This is a genomic window from Nocardia sp. NBC_01388 (assembly GCF_045040085.1).
GTDB lineage: Bacteria > Actinomycetota > Actinomycetes > Mycobacteriales > Mycobacteriaceae > Nocardia.
The window spans coordinates 3,307,065-3,322,342 of record NZ_CP109553.1; the positions used below are offsets into that span (position 1 = coordinate 3,307,065).

Annotated in this window: 20 protein-coding genes; 9 read left to right on the forward strand and 11 right to left on the reverse strand. The window is 65.2% G+C overall.

The features are described 5' to 3' along the window. Positions 1 to 9: 9 nt before the first annotated feature. Positions 10 to 1,617, forward strand: coding sequence for a fatty-acid--CoA ligase FadD8 (fadD8, locus tag OG716_RS16305; protein ID WP_405138441.1), 1,608 nt, complete (start codon positions 10 to 12; stop codon positions 1,615 to 1,617). Here the strand turns inward: fadD8 and OG716_RS16310 are convergent, their stop codons facing one another. Together OG716_RS16310 and secG are read right to left on the reverse strand one after the other, a co-directional pair. Next, a complete protein-coding gene (locus tag OG716_RS16310; protein ID WP_355120123.1) occupies positions 1,618 to 2,304 on the reverse strand; it encodes a DUF1361 domain-containing protein in 687 nt (228 codons plus the stop codon). It lies immediately after the preceding gene. Positions 2,305 to 2,487: 183 nt separating this feature from the next. Next, positions 2,488 to 2,724, reverse strand: coding sequence for a preprotein translocase subunit SecG (gene secG, locus OG716_RS16315; protein WP_297626023.1), 237 nt, complete (start codon positions 2,722 to 2,724; stop codon positions 2,488 to 2,490). A 172-nt stretch (positions 2,725 to 2,896) separates the two neighbouring features. Here secG and OG716_RS16320 point away from each other — a divergent pair, with 172 nt between their 5' ends. Continuing rightward, a complete protein-coding gene (locus OG716_RS16320) occupies positions 2,897 to 3,244 on the forward strand; it encodes a DUF222 domain-containing protein (protein WP_405138442.1) in 348 nt (115 codons plus the stop codon). 273 nt (positions 3,245 to 3,517) lie between these two features. Here OG716_RS16320 and OG716_RS16325 read toward each other — a convergent pair whose 3' ends face one another. Then, positions 3,518 to 3,991 carry an HIT family protein gene (locus OG716_RS16325; protein ID WP_405138443.1) on the reverse strand — a complete coding sequence of 158 codons (474 nt, stop codon included), beginning with the start codon at positions 3,989 to 3,991 and terminating at the stop codon, positions 3,518 to 3,520. A 236-nt stretch (positions 3,992 to 4,227) separates the two neighbouring features. Between OG716_RS16325 and OG716_RS16330 the strand changes: the two genes are divergently transcribed. Continuing rightward, positions 4,228 to 4,944: a hypothetical protein gene (locus tag OG716_RS16330; RefSeq protein WP_405138444.1), complete on the forward strand. Its 717-nt coding sequence runs from the start codon at positions 4,228 to 4,230 to the stop codon at positions 4,942 to 4,944. A gap of 137 nt (positions 4,945 to 5,081) precedes the next feature. On the opposite strand, the gene OG716_RS16335 is transcribed toward OG716_RS16330, so the two are convergent. After that, a complete protein-coding gene (locus tag OG716_RS16335; RefSeq protein WP_405138445.1) occupies positions 5,082 to 5,366 on the reverse strand; it encodes a hypothetical protein in 285 nt (94 codons plus the stop codon). 339 nt (positions 5,367 to 5,705) lie between these two features. Here OG716_RS16335 and OG716_RS16340 point away from each other — a divergent pair, with 339 nt between their 5' ends. After that, positions 5,706 to 6,827, forward strand: coding sequence for an epoxide hydrolase family protein (locus tag OG716_RS16340; protein ID WP_405138446.1), 1,122 nt, complete (start codon positions 5,706 to 5,708; stop codon positions 6,825 to 6,827). Positions 6,828 to 6,912: 85 nt separating this feature from the next. On the opposite strand, the gene OG716_RS16345 is transcribed toward OG716_RS16340, so the two are convergent. From OG716_RS16345 to OG716_RS16360, 4 genes are all read right to left on the reverse strand, one after another. Continuing rightward, positions 6,913 to 7,059: a hypothetical protein gene (locus OG716_RS16345; RefSeq protein ID WP_405138447.1), complete on the reverse strand. Its 147-nt coding sequence runs from the start codon at positions 7,057 to 7,059 to the stop codon at positions 6,913 to 6,915. Positions 7,060 to 7,196: 137 nt separating this feature from the next. Then, complete coding sequence (locus OG716_RS16350; RefSeq protein WP_405138448.1) at positions 7,197 to 8,039, reverse strand: helix-turn-helix domain-containing protein; 843 nt, start codon at positions 8,037 to 8,039, stop codon at positions 7,197 to 7,199. After that, the gene (locus OG716_RS16355) at positions 8,039 to 8,569 is read right to left on the reverse strand and encodes a DUF6879 family protein (protein ID WP_405138449.1); all 531 of its coding nucleotides are present in this window, start codon (positions 8,567 to 8,569) and stop codon (positions 8,039 to 8,041) included. The genes OG716_RS16350 and OG716_RS16355 overlap by 1 nt, the downstream gene beginning before the upstream one ends. Beyond that, positions 8,550 to 8,930, reverse strand: coding sequence for a hypothetical protein (locus OG716_RS16360; protein WP_405138450.1), 381 nt, complete (start codon positions 8,928 to 8,930; stop codon positions 8,550 to 8,552). Before OG716_RS16360 ends, OG716_RS16355 begins: the two co-directional genes overlap by 20 nt. A gap of 240 nt (positions 8,931 to 9,170) precedes the next feature. Here OG716_RS16360 and OG716_RS16365 point away from each other — a divergent pair, with 240 nt between their 5' ends. The 3 genes from OG716_RS16365 to OG716_RS16375 are packed head-to-tail and all read left to right on the forward strand — an operon-like array spanning position 9,171 to position 10,151. After that, entirely contained in the window at positions 9,171 to 9,365 is a 195-nt protein-coding gene (locus OG716_RS16365) for a hypothetical protein (RefSeq protein WP_405138451.1), read from the forward strand. Next, a complete protein-coding gene (locus OG716_RS16370) occupies positions 9,362 to 9,562 on the forward strand; it encodes a hypothetical protein (protein ID WP_405138452.1) in 201 nt (66 codons plus the stop codon). The genes OG716_RS16365 and OG716_RS16370 overlap by 4 nt, the downstream gene beginning before the upstream one ends. Before the next feature lie 31 nt (positions 9,563 to 9,593). Continuing rightward, positions 9,594 to 10,151: a dihydrofolate reductase family protein gene (locus tag OG716_RS16375; protein WP_405138453.1), complete on the forward strand. Its 558-nt coding sequence runs from the start codon at positions 9,594 to 9,596 to the stop codon at positions 10,149 to 10,151. Between the two features lie 154 nt (positions 10,152 to 10,305). On the opposite strand, the gene OG716_RS16380 is transcribed toward OG716_RS16375, so the two are convergent. After that, positions 10,306 to 10,527 (reverse strand): hypothetical protein, encoded by a 222-nt coding sequence (locus tag OG716_RS16380; protein ID WP_405138454.1) that lies wholly within the window; start codon positions 10,525 to 10,527, stop codon positions 10,306 to 10,308. Between the two features lie 200 nt (positions 10,528 to 10,727). Here OG716_RS16380 and OG716_RS16385 point away from each other — a divergent pair, with 200 nt between their 5' ends. Next, positions 10,728 to 11,975: a sensor histidine kinase gene (locus OG716_RS16385; RefSeq protein WP_405138455.1), complete on the forward strand. Its 1,248-nt coding sequence runs from the start codon at positions 10,728 to 10,730 to the stop codon at positions 11,973 to 11,975. Positions 11,976 to 11,986: 11 nt separating this feature from the next. Further along, a complete protein-coding gene (locus OG716_RS16390) occupies positions 11,987 to 12,631 on the forward strand; it encodes a LuxR C-terminal-related transcriptional regulator (RefSeq protein WP_405138456.1) in 645 nt (214 codons plus the stop codon). A 7-nt stretch (positions 12,632 to 12,638) separates the two neighbouring features. Here OG716_RS16390 and OG716_RS16395 read toward each other — a convergent pair whose 3' ends face one another. Further along, positions 12,639 to 14,243: an MFS transporter gene (locus tag OG716_RS16395; RefSeq protein ID WP_405138457.1), complete on the reverse strand. Its 1,605-nt coding sequence runs from the start codon at positions 14,241 to 14,243 to the stop codon at positions 12,639 to 12,641. Positions 14,244 to 14,572: 329 nt separating this feature from the next. Further along, complete coding sequence (locus tag OG716_RS16400; protein ID WP_405138458.1) at positions 14,573 to 15,208, reverse strand: TetR/AcrR family transcriptional regulator; 636 nt, start codon at positions 15,206 to 15,208, stop codon at positions 14,573 to 14,575. Between the last annotated feature and the right edge of the window lie 70 nt (positions 15,209 to 15,278).

Genomic DNA, 15,278 nt, shown 5'->3' on the forward strand with positions numbered 1-15,278 from the left:
GAGAAGGCTATGACCACAATCGATCCCGACACCCATCTGCGGCTGCCACTGCACAATGGCCATCTGCTGGTATCCGGACTGCGCCGGCACAAGAACCGGCCGGTGCTGACCCTCGGTGGCAATGTGCTCACCGGCGGTGAGGTGCTCGATGCGATGAGCCGCTATATCGCGGCCTTCGCCGAGTACGGCCTGGTGCAGGGCAGTCCCGTCGGCATCCTCGCGCTGAACCGGCCGGAGGTGCTCTTCACCATCGGTGCGGGCCAGATCTCCGGGCAGCGGCGCACCGCGCTGCATCCGATCGGCGGCGTCGACGATCACGCGTATGTGCTTGCGGACGCGGGCATTACGACGCTCATCCTGGATCCGGTTCCGGCGTTCGTGCAGCGGGCGCGGGAGCTGGTGGATCGGGTGGAGAGCCTGACCCGCGTGCTGGTGCTCGGGCCCGTGCCCGAGGCGCTGGCCGATGTGGGCGTCGATCTGCTCACCACCGCCGACAAGTACGAGCCGCAGCCGGTGCTGGCGGTGGATCTGCTGCCCGAGGACGTCATCTCGATCAGCTACACCGGCGGGACCACCGGCAAGCCCAAGGGTGTGGTCGGCACCGCGCGCACGATGACGAGCATGACGCAGATCCAGCTGTCGGAGTGGGAATGGCCCAAGCGGCCGAAATTCCTGATCTGCACACCGCTTTCGCATGCGGGTGCGGCATTCTTCCTGCCGGTCGTCCTGCTCGGCGGGCAGTGCGTGGTGGTGCCGCGCTTCGACGCCGGTGAAGTCCTGAAGGCCATCGAAGAGCACAAGATCAGCGCCACCATGCTGGTGCCGTCGATGCTCTACGCGCTGCTGGATCACCCGGATTCGGCGACCCGCGATCTGTCGTCGCTGGAGACCGTCTACTACGGCGCCTCCGCCATCGACCCGAATCGCCTGCAGGAGGCCATCGATCGCTTCGGGCCGATCTTCGCGCAGTACTTCGGGCAGTCCGAAGCGCCCATGGCCATCAGCTATCTGGGCAAGGAGGAGCACGACAAGGAGCGGCTCACCTCGTGCGGGCGGCCCTCCACCGCGGTGCGGGTGGCGCTGCTCGACGGTGAGGACAATCCGGTCGCGCCCGGTGAGGTCGGCGAAATCTGTGTCTCCGGACCGCTGCTCGCGGCCGGGTACCTGAATCTGCCCGAGGTCACCGCGGAAACCTTCCACAACGGCTGGCTGCGCACCGGCGATCTGGCCCGTGAGGACGAGGACGGTTTCCTCTTCATCGTCGGCCGCAGCAAGGACATGGTGGTCACCGGTGGGTTCAATGTGTTCCCGCGGGAGGTGGAAGACGTTGTGTCCGAGCATCCGCGGGTGCTCGAGGTCGCGGTGGTCGGCGTGCCGGACGCGCACTGGGGCGAGGCTGTGACCGCGCTGCTGGTCCTCGATCCGGAGACGGCCGCCGATGCCGCCGCGGTCGAGATCGTGACCGCGGAGATTCAGGCGGCGGTCAAGCAGCGCAAGGGTTCCGTGCAGGTGCCCAAGCATGTGCTGCTGATCGACAAGCTCCCCCTCACCGGCCTCGGCAAGCCGGACAAGAAGGCGATCCGCATTCTCGCGGCGGAGCGCCTCGGCCTCGCCTGATCACACCTGATCGGGGCTCGGCGGTGCGAGGCGCAGACTTCGCACCAGCCGGGCGCCACGGCGCGCGCTCGCCACTCCGGCCTCGGCCACCGCACGAGTCACGAAGTGGCCCAGGGCCGTTGCCACGAAGACCGCGGCAATCAGGATCGGCGCCCATTCCCAGGTGAGGGCCAGCACCATGCGCTCGAAGGTGCCGCGTGGCTCGACCACCGGCTCCCAACTGTTGAGGCGTACCCAGCGGCCCAGGAAAACGCCTACGGCACACAGCAGATGGACCGTGAGGATGACCGGGGCCCGCCAGGCCTTCAGGCCGATGCGCTCCAGGAAACCGCGCAGCTCCGCCAGCACCAGGTAGTAGGCCAGAAATCCCGAGACGATGAAGACGCCGTACACCGGCAATACCGTGGAGACCACCGGACCGTCGCCGATGGCGCGCACATCATCGCGCAAATGCACCAAATCGGTTACCACATAGGGTGCGTTCGGCAGGAACAGCATCAGCAGCGCAACCCCCGCCCACCACACCGGGGACACCGGTAGCCGCCGCCCGAACTGCGGGTCGGAACGGAAAACCAAGAGCGCGAGCGCAACCGGAATCCAAGCGAGAACGCTGTTCCACACCATCCAGAAGAAGTCCCGGTGAAGCACCCCCGCGAGGCTCGGCGCCACCGTATTCACCAAGTCCATCTGTCCATGATGCCCACAGGACGGTGGTGACGGGGTCCCGATTGGACAACCCGTTGCAAACAATCGGCGATATTCGCACCGCCCGGTTGCCCGGTATGCGGAAACCGGGCTCCGGGTGCGCACACCCAGCACAAGTCGCCGGGCGCCGCATGCAGCGGCGCCCGGCGACTTGTCAGGTATCGACTAGGAGGAGAACTTGATTTCGAGTCCGATACCGAGGATCGAGATCAGCCAGATCACCCCGAGGAAGATGGTGATCCGATCCAGGTTCTTCTCGACGACGGTGGATCCCGACAGGCTGGACTGCACACCGCCACCGAACAGGCTCGACAGACCCCCGCCCTTGGCGCGGTGCAGCAGCACCAGCAGCACCAGCAGCACGCTGGTGATGATCAGGAGGATATCGAGGAACATGCGCATGCGGGCCATTGTATGCGGTCGTCAGAGGCATGATCGCATACACCCTGGTGCCGGCCGTGCCTTATCGGCAACGTCCTCGGCACACCTTCGTATCCTGCGATCTCCCGCGAAGAGTGGCACCAGGTTCGACACGGCAGAACCGCAATATTTCACAACCTCGATAATCGAACATATGTTCGACCACTGCGGTATGCTGGTTCGCGTGACCATACATTCGACCGCGCTGGCGCCGGGCGCTCCAGCAGCAGAATGGCCGGAACTGGCCGATGTCGACTTGCTGCGCACCCTCGTAGAAACCGAACGCCGCAGGAGACGACTTGACGCTGCCATGCGCGCAGCCGTCGCCGAAGCCGAGCGTCGCGGCCTCGCCGCAGACACCGGCTACCGGGACACCACCGAGCTATTGAGCGATCTGCTGCGGATCAGTGCCCACGAAGCACGCCGGCGAATCGAATACGCGGCTCCACAGCCCCGCTCACGTTCCAGAAAGGTATGGAGGGCACTGGCGGCAGCAAGCTGAGCCGAACTCAGCCGCCTCGACCGCTACCCGGAGCGCCGCGAGACCGACTACCCGTTCACCGCGCAAGCGCCGGATCGGTGGCAGCGTCTGCAGTTTTCAGAGCAGCGACCACCACAGCACATCCACATAAGCCGCATACCGCGCTGTTCGGAACGGCCGGCGCGACACCTCGGAAGATCAACTGGCAGCATCCATCTGGGGCCGACCGAGCGCTCTGCTCTGCTGAGTTCACGATGTGCAAGTAAGCGTGGCTATCACGCTGCGTTGGCGATTTCAGGCCCTGCGCGGCGATTCGAAGTAGTCGCGCAGCTTATCGGTGTAGACCCACCGTTGTTCGCCGGCCGCGTATTCCGACAACGGGTGGGAACCATACAGGTTGTCACCGTGATACCGCGGGAAGACATGTACGTGGTAGTGCCAAACATCCTGGCCACCAGCAGGTTCATTGTGCTGACATGTGGACACCCCGTCGCAACCGTAGACGGCCCGCATCGCGATGGCGATCTCACGGACCACGTCGTGTACAGCGTGCCCGTACTCCTGCGGCAGGTCGTAGAGATTCTCGTGATGAGCGTTCGGAATGACCAGCACATGTCCGTGATTGTTCGGCCACCATCGCGATGCGGTGAACGCGGTGGCGTGGTCGGTGCGCAGCACGATGTCGCGCGGACTGTCGAGCGGAGTCTCACCGCCGATGAGGAGGAAGCAGAACGGACAGTCGTAGCTATTGGGTTCATGATTGTGCACGATTGTCCAAAGTTAGTGCATCACCAGCCTTTCGACGTCACTTCGACGCTAAACGCACTACCTCGCGGAACATCCTGTTCTGCCGCGACCCGCGCGGTTCGACGCGGCCGGCACCACCATGCAGAAGATCAACTGCCCGAGGTGAACTCGGGCCGGTCCAGTGCGCGCCCATGGCCCGATCGTGCTGCCGCGGTCGCCGTGCAGCACGGGTGATTCCGGCAAGTTACGCTCGCCGGGTGGTTCGGGATTTCGTGGTGTTGCCCAAGGGTGTGGCTCGGCGGCACGCCGAGGTGGTGGTCTACGTTCGCTCGCAATACTCCTGCCCACCGACCGAGGACAACCATGTGCTGTGCATGACGGGCATGGTCGAGGGCTGGCGCAATGGCGTGAACCGGGCGAATCGTCCCGAGTTGACCGCTCACGCTTTCTTTCACGGCGACATCGTGCAGGTTCGAGTGCCAGATGAGGCCGTCGCGGGGTTCCTGCCGATCATGGAGGAAGTCATCTCGCCGGGTGCCGAACTCTACGACGTGACGTTCGAAGTCTTCGTCCGCTCGAGTTCGCGCCGGACAGTCGATGTGGACATCGGCGGGGAACATTCATTCTCCTCCGTGAGTCTGCGCGAATTGCACTACTGGGTACCGAATTTGCACAAATACGCACGAACCCCTTTCGTGATCGTCACACGACCGAACGACGACACCTCTCTGATCCAGGCCTACCGAGGCGCGGTGTTCCACAACCCCGACGACCCGATCACCTACACCCTCGAGGTCGTCCGGGACTCCGGCGCCCGCCGCTACAACGCGGACCCCAAGCTCGATGACCCCGCCCTGGTCGCCGACCTCATCTGGGATTGGGCGGAGGACCGCTGGGATCGTCTGAATGAATTGCGCTGGAGCAAAACCGATTCGAACGACCGCACCTCCCTGGTCCAATCCCTCGACGATTGACACTCGATCACCGGTGGGTTCTGCGGACCATTTCGACGTGACCCTCGTACCAAATGCACTGCCGCGCAGAACATCCCCTTCCGGCTACCTCCGCGCTGCGCAAACCGGCCCACGCACGGAATAACAGCCGTCGCGGATCAGATCTCGGGGTTGCGATCGATACGATGCGACAGGCGCTCGGTGAATGTTTCCGCCCACGCAGCCGACTCGGAGTCCTCGTCGATCTCCGCCGCGCGCTTCGCTGTTTTCGTCCGACCGAGTTCGCCGGCCCGCTTGCCGCCACCCGGACGGGCCTGCACTGCGAAGATCCGAATACACCACGAGGCGTAGGCCTCCACCGACATGCCCGCAGCGTCGGCGGCATCGATCAATGTGCGCCAGTCTTCCTCACCAACCGTCACCACAATCTCTTTGCTCCCCATGGGAAACAACGCTAGACCCTCCACGCCGCCTCGCCTCGCCACCCCGGGGCCGAGTTCGGCTGAATGGCCGGCGAGCATTGCGCACAGAGGATTCCGCTGCGCTGCCCCGACCTGCCGACGTCAGCGTCGATCCGGGCTGGACGAACGCACCATATTGCCGATCACGGGGATTTCTCGCCGTGGTCGTTGCCGCCTTTGTCGTTGCCCCGGCGCAGGTTTCGCATGTCGAACTGGGCCGCGGGTACGTCTGCTCGGAATATTCCCGAAGCGACCATGGCTACTGTTGCGCGGGTTCAAGCATCTGATCCGGTAACGCCTTGACCAGTAAGGAGCTTTGCCATGTCCGCCGAGCCATTCGAGGTCAGCATCACCGAAGCCGAGATCGCGGACCTGCGTGAACGATTGCGACGGACGCGGTGGCCCGAGCCCGAGCCGGTGGACGACTGGTCACAGGGTGTGCCGCTGGCGTATGCGCAGGAGCTGTGCCACAGCTGGGCCGAGGACTACGACTTCGGGTTCGCCGAGCGGCTGAACGTGTTCCCGCAGTATCGCGACACGATCGACGGGCTGGGCATCCATTTCCTGCACATTCGCTCGCCGGAGCCGGACGCGTTCCCGCTCGTGCTCACGCACGGGTGGCCGGGTTCGGTGCTCGAGTTCCTGGAGGTCCTGGGCCCGCTGACCGACCCGCGCGCGCACGGCGGCGACCCAGCGGACGCATTCCACGTGGTCGCGCCGTCGTTGCCCGGATACGGCTGGAGTGACAAGCCACCGACGACCGGGTGGGGGGTCACTCGCACCGCGCGCGCCTGGGACACGCTGATGGTGTCGCTCGGTTACGAACGATACGGCGCACAGGGCGGTGACTGGGGTTCGGCGGTGTCCGGCGCGCTGGGTGAGGTGGCGCCCGAGCGGGTCGCCGGCGTGCATTTGAACCTGGGGTCCGTGGCGGCGGGCACGTTCGACGACCCGACGCCCGCGGAGCTGGCGAATCTCCAGGCCGAGAAGGAGTTCCAGCGCACCGGCCGGGGGTACTCGGCAATTCAGGCGACTCGGCCGCAGACGCTCGGCTACGGCCTCACCGACTCCCCGGCGGGGCAGGCCGCCTGGATCGCCGAGAAGTTCTGGGCGTGGACGGACAATGACGGCCATCCCGAGGACGCGGTGTCGCGGCAGCAGATCCTCGACGAGATCTCGGTCTACTGGTTCACCGCGTCGGCCACGTCGTCGGCGCGCCTGTACTGGGAGAGCTTCGCCAACTTCCGGGACAAGGTGACCGCGCCATCCGGGCTGTCGATCTACCCGCGCGACATCACCCGCCCGTCGAGGCGGGAGGCCGAGCTGCGGTTCACCGACCTGCGCTGGTTCGAGGAGTTGCCGCATGGTGGCCACTTCGCCGCGCTCGAGCAGCCGAACTCGCTGGTCGAGCAGGTGCGCGGGTTCTTCCGCCTGTTCCGCTGACTGTCCGTGCCATCTTCTGGGAAGCCCGGCGCGGCGGAAGATCAACGGGCTGGGGGTATCTCGGTCATCGGGAACGGATGGATGCTCACCAGCCTCGGGGGGCGATCAGCTCTTCCGCGTCCGAGTCCGCGAACCCGTAGACCGAGTAGGCGATCAGGACCAGCAAGCTCGGCGCGAGAACCAGGAGCGCCCGATTCCTGGACTGGTCACTGACCTCGAGCTGTGCCGACACGCTTGCCATTGTGAAACACCGCAACTCGTGTGGAGATCGAATCGGCGATACGCCTGGCGCGCTGGTCGAACCGGCCGGCCGGGCAGCACCTCTGACGATCGACTTGCACGGACCAGCATTCTCCCACGAGACGACTGCTACTGATCCGCCATGCGCTCGGTGGCCGCACGGCGGATGAGCGCCCGCGCGTCATCTCCTGTAACCGATTGGTCAGCCAAGATGTCGAACGCGCGACCATAAAGTTTGATCTCGCGAGGTTGGGTGATCGTCAATTCCGCCGTTGTACCTTCGACTTTGACGACACGGTCGTCGAACATGGCGAAGTTCTCGACAGCGGCGCGCCCCACTGCTATTGCCGGAACCAGGCCGATCGTCACACGCGGCATTCCAATGATCGAGAACAAACGATCCAGTTGCCCTCGCATCACACTGTCGCTACCAACGGTCGTGTACAGCGCCTGTTCGGCGATCAGGAAATGAAAGCGACGACCCGCGCGGTACAGAATGCGCTGCCGCTCCATTCGTTTGGCTACGCCGGCATCCACATCGTCTGGCAGCTCATAGAATTCGACGCCGTACCGCAGGATCGCCGCTGCGTAGTCTGCGGTCTGGAGCAGCCCTGGAATGACCTGCGGTTGCCAGTTGCGGATGCGGCGGGCAGCGGCCTCCGTCTTGACCGACTCGTGCTGCCTGGCCCTCGTGCCCGTCGCCAGGAGCCGCCGCCACTCCATATATGCGGCATCCAGATTCCGGCGTGAAGCGATCAGATCCAGCAGCTGATCGAGCGCATTCGAGTGGACGCAATACTCCCTCAGATCAGCATCGGACGGGTTGACTCTGCCGTACTCGATCTTCGAGACCTTCGACTCGTGCCAGCCCGCACGACGAGCAAGCTCTCGTCCTGTGACTCCAGCAGCACGCCGCATTTCACGCAGTCGTTGACCGAGAGCTTCTCGTTGTGCCCGAACAGAATCAGCCACTACACCGCCGACTTGACATAGTCAGCGAAGGGTATCGCCGACAGCCACAGCCGTTCCCGCGACTGCTTACACACAGCGGCCAAATGCCGATCGGTCGTCACACCGACGCCCGCAGGCCGCCCTTCGGCATCGATGAGATTGAAAGCCACCATCTCATCGTCGAACAGCCACCAGTCATCGGCCGGCACCTCGCCTACCGCAACGAGATGCCGTGGCAGATAACGGATGTCCTCACCTGCTGCGACGTTGTCATAGGTTTCTGTCAGCAGCCAACGCTGGTAGTCGCTGTGGGGAACCGTGACGACGCGAACGCGGGTGACAGCAACACCGCGACCTGTGACCTCTCGAATCAGTTCGCCCCAGGCCGACCATGACTCGTCGTCCTCCAGCCGCGGTTGACCATTCAGGAATCGGCGCAAGGGTTCCGACTCCCCCGGGACTGCGTATGCGTCACGGACTTCCATGTGGAACGCCGACCGCTTCGCTCGGCGGAACAGGTCCGGCCAGACGCTACTTTGCTTCAGTTCCACCGTAGTAAGTCCTCCGATGCTGTGGTACCTCGATTGCGGTCTCATCGTCCGCCATCGTGAGCTTCTCGAGCGTTTCAGCGTCAGTGATCGGTACCCCGGTCAGACGGAATGTTCCCCGACCGGTGTCGGTCAGCGTTGCACCGAGGAAGGTATCCGGTTCGAGGTAGCCGAGGAGTATGTGCGGGATCTCGACAGTCTCAGGGGTTCCCGTCTGCCACCCCTGAACAAGGTTGGTCCCACGATCGGTGGCGTACAGCGTAGGACAGTCACCTACCTTCGACCCGTTGCGACCGAGAAAGCGGATTTCCATGGCCATTCCTCCCTTCGGTGAATGTGCACGTGCTTGCCCATCGATGTCCATTGTTCCTCAGATACAGCGCATTTGATGGGCCTTTTCACTGGAATGAGCAAGCATGGGCACACTCCTGGCGCTGCGTGTTTGCTGTCTCGTACCTTCGAAGCAGGCGCTCGGACCAGTACACGCCGCCCTGGCCCGATCTGCCGGTCACGACGGCGAGCACAGCGAGGGGCGATCATGGCCTTGACGGAACCAGAGGCGAAAGTTCTTGGCGCACTGGCGAATCCTGACGTTCTACGAACAATGACAGTGCATCGGCTGGCCGAGGCGACCGGCCTCGGTGAGCAATGCATTCGGCGGGCACTGCTGCGACTCAGTCGCTCCGGGCTGGCTGCCGGCACGAAACAGAGTCCGTCGCGTTGGCGGCGGACCGATCGCGGGCGACTGGCGCTCACCAAATCCGAATACGGCGACTACATCACGAGGGCTGCGGGATGAGCCGACCGGACGCAATCGGAGACGTGCGCGGCGATCTACCCACCAACGGGCGTATCGGATATCGACATGACGCCACCGGTCTTCACCCCATCGGCGAGGACGGCTGGCCCCTGACGGACGAAGAGATTCGAGAGGTCGACGGGGAGGTGTGGGGCGCACCGATGAATTTCGGGTGGATCGGCCGTCGATACCTCTGAACCGCTATCGGGAACTGATGGAGGAAAACGAATGCGCAAGTTGATCTTGGGGTTCTATGTCTCGCTCGACGGCAAGAGCGCCGATGGGGACAACGGAATCCGCGACGTGATGATGAGCATCGACGACGCGGAGCAGGAGGAGTACTTCGTCAGCCGGCTGTGGGAGGCCGGGGCCTTCCTCATGGGCCGGAACTCCTACGAGATCATGGCCGGATTCTGGCCCGGCTCCGACCACCCGTCGGCGAAGGCGATGAACGAGATCCCCAAGGTCGTGTTCTCTCGCACGCTGAAGTCGGCCGACAGCTGGCCCGAGACTCGAATCGCCAGTGGTGACACGGCGGAAGAGATCGCCAAGCTCAAGGCCGAGCCGGGCAAGGATCTCGTCGCCGCCGGCGGCACCGCGTTCATGCACTCGCTGATCAAACTCGGTGTGGTCGACGAGTACCGCCTGTGGGTGCTGCCCGCCGTCACCGGCAAGGGCGCACCCCTGTTCCCGGAGCTGGACCAGGCCTTGAACCTCCGCCTGGTGAAAACCACCGCCTTCCCATCCGGAATTCTCGAGCTGGTCTACGTGCCGGCCGGCAAATAGGCGGCGGGTGGGCTCCGATGGTGGCGACATACCGAGAATGCCCACCCCCAGAGCCCACTCGGCGACGCCTGACCTCGGAGATCCTCGTCGGCGCCACTTCACGAACGCACGAGGGCAGATGCTTTGATCCGCAACAACTCTGGGATCAGCTCGCCTATGGTGTCGATTCTCGAGGGTCCGGACTGACCGGTTCGCTCAGTTCCGCACCGATGGCGGTGCTCGCAGCATTTAGGGTCCGGGCAGCGGCCCACAATGCTGTTCGATAGGTCGGGTCGTTCTGATCGCGGCCGAGCATGACCATGTGCATCAGGTATCTCAGACGGTCCGCCGCGGAGTCCAGGATCTGGAGGAACGGTTCTTCTTCGAAACCGATCATGCGTCGGCCCTTCCCCGGTTGACGGCTGTCGGTGTCGATCCTCGCACTTCAGCGCTGGCATCGATGGAGTACGCGCGATGATCGCGAGGACGATCACCATGTGATTGCATGACGCGAGTCGAGGGGTGGGGGTAGCACCACTGCGGGCCTACCTGGTCCCCGGTTGGAGCAATGGGTAGCTGAACCGGGAGGGTGGTGTCATGTTCGATATCGCACAGGCACGGCGGGATCTGGCCTACCTGCTTCCCGGCATCCTCGTCGGACTCGCCAGTTTCATCACGCTGATCTGCGGTTTCCTGTTCGGCACCGCGACACTGGTGGTGTGGGTGGGCGTGCCGGTGCTGATCGCAACGCTGGGAGCGGCCCGCATGTTCGCCGCACTCGAGCGGCGGCGAGTGGCGGCGGTGCTCGGGCACGAACTGCCTGCGGCCTATTACGCCGTCGGCACCGGGAGCCGATCGCAGCGGATCTGGACGGTGCTGAAGGACCGGCAGTACTGGCGTGATCTCACATACGGGATCCTCGCCATGCCGGTGTGGCTGTTCACCTGGGGCATCACCGTAATCTGGGTATGTGCGGCAGCGGTGGGGACGCTGTATCCGCTCTTCGGCTGGCTGACTCCGGACTATCCGGACTCCCAGGGCCTGGCCGACCTGCTGGGCCTGCACGGTCTGGCTCCCAATATCATCGTGAATACGCTTCTGGGACTTGCGTTTGCGGCCACGACTCCGCCAGTTCTGCGTGGTCTCGCGATTGTCCAGACGGGCGTGGCCCGCGCACTGCTGACCAATGAGAAAGCCGCGCTGCGCGCCAGAACCGAACAGCTCACCGTGAGCCGCAGCGCCGCGGTGCAGGCGGAGGCGCAGACGCTGCGCCGGGTGGAACGCGATATTCACGACGGACCGCAGCAGCGACTGGTCCGGCTGACCATGGATCTCGAGGCGGCGCGGCGGCGCATGAACGACAATCCCGATGCCGCAAGGACATTGGTCGATGAAGCGCTCGAGCAGAGCCGTGAGGCCTTGAACGAATTGCGGGCGGTCTCGCGCGGTATCGCACCGCCGATCCTGATCGATCGCGGTCTCCCCGCCGCACTCGCCGCCGCCGTGAGCCGCTGCCCGGTTGAGACCTCGCTCGAATGCGAACTGCGCGCGGACCAGCGGCTGGCCGAATCCGTGGAGAACGCAGCCTATTTCGTCGTCAGCGAAGCCCTGACTAATGTCGCCAAGCACTCTCGGGCCGGTAGTTGTGTGGTGACGGTGACCACCGATGCGATCAGCCTGTGGCTGCGGGTGACCGATGACGGAGTGGGCGGCGCGCATATCGGGAAGGGGCATGGGCTGGCCGGTCTGGCCGACCGGCTCGCCGGTGTGGACGGGCGGCTCGGCGTGCACAGTCCGCCGGGTGGTCCGACCGTGCTGACCGCCGAGATACTGCTCCCCCGTTAGGCTCACCGCTCATGCGAGTAGTTCTGGCAGAGGATTCGGTACTGCTGCGAGAGGGTTTGGTGCGGCTGCTCGAGGAAGCGGGCGCGACCGTCCTGGCGGCGGTCGGCGATGGTGAGGCCCTGGTGCGGGCGGTGGTCGAGCACCGGCCCGATATCGCGGTCACCGATGTGCGCATGCCACCGTCGTTCGGCACCGAGGGGCTGCGCGCGGCACTCGAGGCGCGGCGTCTGGTGCCGGGCACGGCGGTGCTGGTGCTGTCCCAGTACGTCGAGCAGAGCTATGCCTCCGATCTGCTCGCCGAGGCCGGACTCGGCGGTGTCGGCTATCTGCTCAAGGACCGAATCTCCAAGCTGGAGGAGCTGTCCGACGCCTTGCGCCGGGTGACCGACGGCGGCACCGTGCTCGATCCCGAGGTGGTCGCCGGGCTGTTCGCGCGCAGGCGCAGCGGACCCCTCGATGAACTGACCCCGCGCGAACGGGAGGTGCTCGGGCTGATGGCGCAGGGGCGCACCAATCGGGCGATCAGCAAGCAGTTGGTCATTACCGAGGGAGCGGTGGAGAAGCACATCTCCTCGATCTTCGCCAAACTGAACCTGCCGCCGTCCGACGATGATCACCGCCGCGTCCTGGCCGTGCTGACCTGGTTGCAGTCGTAATCGCCTGCTACCTCGGCTCGTCCACCGCGATCAGATGGCTGATCTCCGGTTCACCGACGGTGTACTGGGCCATGTCCTGCTCATTGCGCTGATCCTGCGCGGTGAGCCGGACCTGATGCTGGTGCATGTGCTCGGTCCAGGACCGCACGACGAACGCCTCCACAAAACGGTCGGCCACACCCACATCGCGGTAGACCCGCCACTCCATGGCGCCGGTGCGCTGGCGGGAGCGTCCCACCCGGGCCATGGCGGTGAGGAAGCGGTCGACCAATTCGTCCGGGACGGTATAGCTCTGGAGGATCAGCACCGGACCGTCGGCCGGATCGGGTTCGCAGAGGACGTAGGGCTCCGGCCAGAAGGCGGTCGGAGTCAGATCGAATCCGGTCGCATCCTGATTGACCGGCCACCACAGCGTGCTCACCGCGCACACCGCGAGCAGGACGGCCGACAGCAGCAGCGCGAACACCACACCCATCCCGCCGGCGATCGAACCCCACACCAGTGAACCGATCGCCTGCCCGCCCATGAACACCAGCGTGTAGACCGACATACCGCGCGCCCGCACCCAGGCCGGAAACATCAGCAGCATGGTCGAATTCAGCGTCGACATGGCCAGTGGCCAGCCGATGCCGGCGATCAGCAGGGCGATCAGGACCAGGGGCAATTGCTGGACCAGTGTCGAAACCATGGTCGCGACACCGAACAGCACCGCGGAGAGTGTGAGCATGCGGGTGGCGGTGAGCCGGCGGCGCAGCGCGGCGAAGGAGAGCCCGCCGATCACGGCTCCCACGCCGAGCGCACCGAGCATCAGGCCGTATCCGGAGGACCCCAGCCCCAACCGCTCCCGCGCCACGATCGGCAGCAGCGCCCACAGCGCGCTGGCCGGAATGATGAACAGCACGGCCCGCAGGAGCACCCGGCGAATCGCGGGCCCCGACCGGACGTACCGCATCCCGGCCTGCAGTGCCGCCAGCGGACGCTCGAGCGGCAGCGCCGACTCCCGAATCGGCCGCCGCCACCAAATCAGCACCACGACAATGCCGATGAACGACACGGCATTGAACCCGAACACGAAGGTCGGCCCCGCCAGCGAGACGAGCACACCGGCCATCGCGGGCCCGATCGCGCGAGCACCGTTGACGCTCAACCCATTCAGCGCCGACGCCGCCGGAATCTGTTCACGCGGAACCAGTTCCGGCTGAATCGCCTGCCAGGTCGGCATGGTCAGCGCCTGCCCGCACCCCATCGCGAACAGCAGCGCCAGCAGCACCGCCGGCGTGGTGTGCCCCACCGCCGTCGTCACCGCGAGCAGCAGCGCGATCAATGCCATCGCCGACTGCGCACCGATCAGCAACCGCCGCCGATCGATGAGATCCGCCAGCACCCCGGCCGGAATCACCAGCAAAACCACCGGCAAAGTGGTCGCGGTCTGCACCAGCGACACCAGCAGCGCCGCATGGGGCTGATCAACAAGCAGCCACTGCGCCCCCACCGTCTGCATCCAGGTGCCCAAATTCGACACCAACTGCGCCACCCACAGTGCCCGATACACCTTCGACGCAAACGGCGCCCACGCCGGCACAGGCCCAGCCTCGATCCGGACATCACTCACATTCGCACCCTATGCGCGCCCGCCCTTTCCGCCGCCAGGCCACGCGGATACTCCCCACTCCGCCGCAACCACACGCCCGCGCGAGACCGAACAGCGCATCTCCCCGCTGTACAACACGGGTACGAGCTGCGCGGCTTGGATACGCCCTATGCCTTGCTCGATTCGAGCTGTGCAGTCTCGACAACAACCGCGCGGCCTCGATGCGAGCTGTGCGGCCTCGATGAGTGCTGCGGTCGACAACTCGATACGGGCTGTGCGGTCTGGCTGTAGAGGTCGTGCTGGACCGGGGATCGCAGTTGGATTCGCTGATTGCCGAGGTTGTTCGGGCCTCAGGCGCCGTCGGATGCGGAGGGTGGGCGCGCCGCGTAGGTGGCCAGGAGGTCTTCGACCAGGGAGAGGATGGCGGTGTCCAGGTCGGGGCGGGGGTAGACGCCGCGGACTACGGCTTCGCCGGAGAAGAGGTGCAGCATCATGAAGAACAGGGGTTCGCGGATGTCGCTGGGGAAGGCGTCGAAGAGGCCGGTCTGGTTGAGGGTGGCGATCATTTCGCGGTAGTAGCGGTCGGCGATCGGGGCGATGCGTTCGCGGAGTTCGGCATCGGAGCGGGCGGCCAGGTAGATCTCGCGGAGGGCGTGGGTGAGGTTGGAGGATTGGGCGGCGCGCAGGAAGCGCAGCGCGGTGTCGAGGGCATTGTCTTGTGCGCCAAGGTGTTCCATGGTGGCGCGGTAGCCGTCGAGTTGGCGGGTGAAGGCCTCCTCGGCAGTGCGGACGATGACGTCCAGGCGGGTGTCGAACTGGCGGAACATGGCGCCCGCGGAAAGTCCTGCGCGACCGCAGATCTCCTGCACGGTGGCGCGCTGATACCCGACCTCGCCGATGGCGTCGATGGTGGCGTCGACCAGTTTGCTCACCGTGGCGGCCCGGCGCTCCTGTTGGGTGCGGCGCGGGCGCGAAACTTCACTCACGTCGCACCATCCTGCCGTGTCCGGCGGCCCTGACGAACCAACTGGCGGACGTGACCGTTGACACATTCCA

Coding starts and splice junctions, on each gene's coding strand:
- fadD8 (WP_405138441.1), top strand. CDS start 10: ATGACCACAATCGATCCCGACACCCATCTGCGGCTGCCACTGCACAAT.
- OG716_RS16310 (WP_355120123.1), bottom strand. CDS start 2,304: ATGGACTTGGTGAATACGGTGGCGCCGAGCCTCGCGGGGGTGCTTCAC.
- secG (WP_297626023.1), bottom strand. CDS start 2,724: ATGCGCATGTTCCTCGATATCCTCCTGATCATCACCAGCGTGCTGCTG.
- OG716_RS16320 (WP_405138442.1), top strand. CDS start 2,897: ATGTTCGACCACTGCGGTATGCTGGTTCGCGTGACCATACATTCGACC.
- OG716_RS16335 (WP_405138445.1), bottom strand. CDS start 5,366: ATGGGGAGCAAAGAGATTGTGGTGACGGTTGGTGAGGAAGACTGGCGC.
- OG716_RS16340 (WP_405138446.1), top strand. CDS start 5,706: ATGTCCGCCGAGCCATTCGAGGTCAGCATCACCGAAGCCGAGATCGCG.
- OG716_RS16360 (WP_405138450.1), bottom strand. CDS start 8,930: ATGGACATCGATGGGCAAGCACGTGCACATTCACCGAAGGGAGGAATG.
- OG716_RS16365 (WP_405138451.1), top strand. CDS start 9,171: ATGACAGTGCATCGGCTGGCCGAGGCGACCGGCCTCGGTGAGCAATGC.
- OG716_RS16370 (WP_405138452.1), top strand. CDS start 9,362: ATGAGCCGACCGGACGCAATCGGAGACGTGCGCGGCGATCTACCCACC.
- OG716_RS16375 (WP_405138453.1), top strand. CDS start 9,594: ATGCGCAAGTTGATCTTGGGGTTCTATGTCTCGCTCGACGGCAAGAGC.
- OG716_RS16380 (WP_405138454.1), bottom strand. CDS start 10,527: ATGATCGGTTTCGAAGAAGAACCGTTCCTCCAGATCCTGGACTCCGCG.
- OG716_RS16385 (WP_405138455.1), top strand. CDS start 10,728: ATGTTCGATATCGCACAGGCACGGCGGGATCTGGCCTACCTGCTTCCC.
- OG716_RS16390 (WP_405138456.1), top strand. CDS start 11,987: ATGCGAGTAGTTCTGGCAGAGGATTCGGTACTGCTGCGAGAGGGTTTG.